Origin of the sequence: Desulfogranum mediterraneum DSM 13871, assembly GCF_000429965.1 — a bacterium.
Taxonomy (GTDB): domain Bacteria; phylum Desulfobacterota; class Desulfobulbia; order Desulfobulbales; family Desulfobulbaceae; genus Desulfogranum; species Desulfogranum mediterraneum.
Genome location: NZ_AUCW01000059.1, coordinates 1 through 3,738 on the forward strand (window position 1 = coordinate 1; position 3,738 = coordinate 3,738).

3 protein-coding genes are annotated in these 3,738 nt (G+C 61.6%); all 3 read left to right on the forward strand.

Annotation, left to right across the window (positions count from 1 at the left end; genetic code table 11):
- Positions 1 to 648: biotin/lipoyl-containing protein (locus tag G494_RS0114540; protein WP_028585109.1), on the forward strand; the 648-nt coding region annotated here is incomplete at its 5' end.
- A gap of 108 nt (positions 649 to 756) precedes the next feature.
- A complete protein-coding gene (locus G494_RS23725) occupies positions 757 to 2,076 on the forward strand; it encodes a sodium ion-translocating decarboxylase subunit beta (RefSeq protein ID WP_232362566.1) in 1,320 nt (439 codons plus the stop codon).
- Between the two features lie 181 nt (positions 2,077 to 2,257).
- On the forward strand, positions 2,258 to 3,738 hold a 1,481-nt coding region (locus G494_RS23730), incomplete at its 3' end, for an SLC13 family permease (RefSeq protein ID WP_035246804.1).

Here is a 3,738-nt window from a genome sequence, read left to right on the forward strand (position 1 = left end):
AACATGGTCCTGGGCTACTTCGGCCGGACCCCGGCCCCGCCCAACCCGGAGATCGTCAAGCTGGCCTCGGAACAGCTGGGCAAACCGGTGTTCACCGATGATCCCCTGGATATCCTGGAGGCGGGTATCCCCAAGGCCACCAAGCTGCTTCAGGAAAACGAGCTGCCGGTCACGGATGAGAACATCTTCATCGTGGCCAGCTGTGAACAGAAGGGGCTGGATTTTCTCCTGGGCAAGGCGGTGACCAATGTCCGCAAGATCAGCGATCAGGAGGTGGAGCCCAAGGCGGCCCCGGCTGCCCGGCCTGCTGCTGGGGCTCCCCTGGGTGAGCGGAACTACTCCATCGTGGTCAATGACCGTGCCTACCAGGTCTCGGTCAGCGATGGTGGCGGCATTCAGGCCCGTCCGGCTGCGGCCGAGCCGGCAGCAGCCCTGGGAACGGTGATCGATGCCCCCACCCCGGGCAACGTGGTCAAGGTCCTGGTAGAAACCGGGCAGAGCGTCAAGGCCAACCAGCCCATCGTTATCCTGGAGGCCATGAAGATGGAGTCCGAGGTCAAGGCTCCCTCGGCTGGCAAGGTGCTGGCCATCCATGTGACGGCCGGCGATACGGTGCAGGCCGGCGACATGCTGCTCACCATCGGTTGAGCCGGCAGAGCTGCGGCCTCGCTGCCCGGCTCTGTTATTCAACTCTGATCGTATGCCATCCGAACAGGGAACTCGCCTGTTCGGGGTGGCTGCTAGAGGAAATATGCTATGAAAGACATCATGATACGACTGCTCCTGATCACCTTCTGCCTTGGCCTGGCCTGGCCCGCAGCAGCGGCGACACCGGCGGCCGGAGCCGTCCTTGAGGCCGGTGCCGGCCCTGTGGCAGGCCAGGAGGACTCTCCCCAGGCCCTGCCAGGGATCACCACCCTGGCGGCCAACCTCTTTAAGACCACCGGCATCTACGGCGTACTCGATGCCCAGTACCGCCAGGGCTGGTCCCTGGGGCTGGGACGGCTGCTGATGCTCATGGTGGGCCTGCTTTTGATCTACCTGGGGATCTTCAAACAGTTTGAGCCCCTCCTGCTGATCCCCATCGGCTACGGGGCGCTGCTCTCCAACATCCCCTTTGCCGGGATCGCCGATCCCGGCGGCATCCTCTACTATATCTACGAGATGGGGATCGTCACCGGGGTCTTTCCGCTGCTGATCTTCATGGGGGTGGGGGCGCTCACCGATTTCGGGCCCATGATCGCCAACCCCAAGACCATCCTCCTGGGCGGTGCTGCCCAGTTCGGGATCTTCACCACCCTGCTGGGCGCCCTGCTGCTCTCGGACCTGGTTCCGGGGATCGACTTCTCCCTGCGCGATGCGGCCTCCATCGGTATCATCGGCGGCGCCGACGGGCCCACGGCCATCTTTCTCTCCAGCCAGCTCTCGCCCCGGCTGCTGGGTTCGATTGCCATCGCGGCCTACTCCTACATGGCCCTGGTACCCCTGATCCAGCCGCCCATCATGCGCTGGCTAACCACGGAGGAGGAGCGTCAGATCAAGATGGTCCAGCTGCGTCATGTCTCCCGGATCGAGAAGATCGTCTTCCCCCTTCTGGTCCTGGGGATCTGTACCCTGCTGCTGCCCTCGGCCGCACCCCTGATCGGGATGTTCATGCTGGGCAACCTGGCCAAGGAGTGCGGGGTGGTGGATCGGCTCTCCGACACCATCAAGAACTCCCTGATGTATACGGTGACCATCTTTCTGGGGCTGGGGGTGGGGAGTAAGCTCTCGGCAGAGAAGTTTCTCAACCTGGAGACCCTGGGCATCCTGGCCCTGGGCATGGTGGCCTTTGGTATCGGTACAGCCACGGGCATTTTGATCGCCAAGCTGATGAATCGGTTCTCCAAGGGCGCCATCAACCCCCTGATCGGCGCTGCCGGGGTCTCGGCCGTGCCCATGGCCGCCCGGGTGGTCAACAAGGTGGGCATGGAGGCCAACCCCCAGAACCATCTGATCATGCACGCCATGGGCGCCAATGTGGCCGGGGTGATCGGCTCGGCCGTGGCGGCCGGGGTGCTCCTGGCCCTGCTTTGAGCAGGGCCCATGGACCGCAGTTCAGCAGAGAAAGCTGCGGTCTTCGGATTGAGCAAGGAGCGTAAACGATTTTTTCAGCCAACAGCACTGCCCCGGATATGCATTGGGGATCAACAGACCCGCCACACCCGGCTTGGCTGTTGGCCTGAGAGGGAACAAGAAGAGAAAAGAGGAGATTGTTATGACCATAACTGTTTGGGAACGACTGTGGCAGATGCACGATGAAACCAAAAACCTGTTCGTGTTCAGGCCAAAATCTGCAGCGCGACGATTGAAAAAGGAGGTTGTTTTTTTCAGTAAGGCAACCACTTCTGAAAACCAGATTGATCTTGCCGAGAAGATCGAAGATGCCCCTGCCGAGCACGGCAAACGTCTCCGCGGCGGACCAGGCGGCGTTGAGGAGGGAGAGCCCCGCGAGTATACCACCCGCCAGAAGATCGGCCTCTTTCTGGGGCCCCTGCTCTTTGCGCTGATGTTGGTGGTGCCGGCGCCGGCCGGGATGGAACCTGCGGCCCAGAGGATGGCTGCCGTGGCCATGCTCATGGCCACCTGGTGGATGACCGAGGGGATTCCGATTCCGGCCACCAGCCTGCTGCCCATCGCCCTCTTTCCCCTGCTCGGGATCATGGGGACCAAGCAGGCGGCAGCCCCCTATGCCAGTCATCTGATCTTCCTGTTCATGGGCGGCTTTATCATCGCCCTGGCCATGCAGCGTTGGAACCTGCACCGGCGGATCGCCATGAACATCGTCCGGATCGTCGGCTTTTCGCCCGGTCGCTTGATCTTCGGCTTCATGATCGCCACAGCCGTACTCTCCGCCTTTGTCTCCAACACCGCAACCACGGTGATGATGATGCCCATCGGCCTGGCCATTATCCAACATGTGATCGCCGAGGGCAAGAAGGAGGGCCTGGATAAGACCATTGATTTCAGTAAGGAACGGTTCGCCTTTGGTCTCAACCTGATGCTCGGTATTGCCTATGCCGCCTCCATCGGCGGGATTGCGACCCTGATCGGGACGCCACCCAATACGGTCCTGGCCGGCTACCTCAACAAGACCTACGGTTATGAGATCACCTTTGCCAAGTGGATGATGGTCGGGGTTCCGCTGGTTGCGGTGATGCTGCCGCTCTGCTGGTTGTGGCTGACCCGGGTCGCCAACCCCATGGCCCTGAAGAGGGTTCCCGGAGGCCGGGAACTGATTGACGCAGAGCTGGAAAAAATGGGTCCCATGGGCAGCGGTGAGCGCTGGACCGCCCTGGTCTTCCTGATGACGGCCCTGGGCTGGATCTTCCGCAAGCCCCTGGGCAGCTATCTCTTTATGGAACCCAAACTGGTCACCGATGCCACCATCGCCATGATCGGTGCCCTGGTGCTCTTTGTCATCCCCATCAACTGGAAGAAGAATGAATTTGTGATGAACTGGAACTGGGCCTCCAAGATGCCCTGGGGGGTCCTGATTCTCTTTGGCGGCGGCCTCTCCATGGCAGGCGGTTTCAAAATAACCAACCTGGCCAGCTGGATAGGGCGTCAGGTCGGCCTGCTCGAGGCGGCACCCATCCTGGTCCTCATCATTGCCGTTGCCACCCTGATCATCTTTCTGACCGAACTGACCTCCAACACCGCCACCTCGGCCATGGTGATGCCCATCCTCTCGGCCGT

Bases quoted from the DNA above. Each gene is read 5' to 3' on its own strand.
- G494_RS23725 (WP_232362566.1), top strand. From the start codon at position 757: ATGAAAGACATCATGATACGACTGCTCCTGATCACCTTCTGCCTTGGC.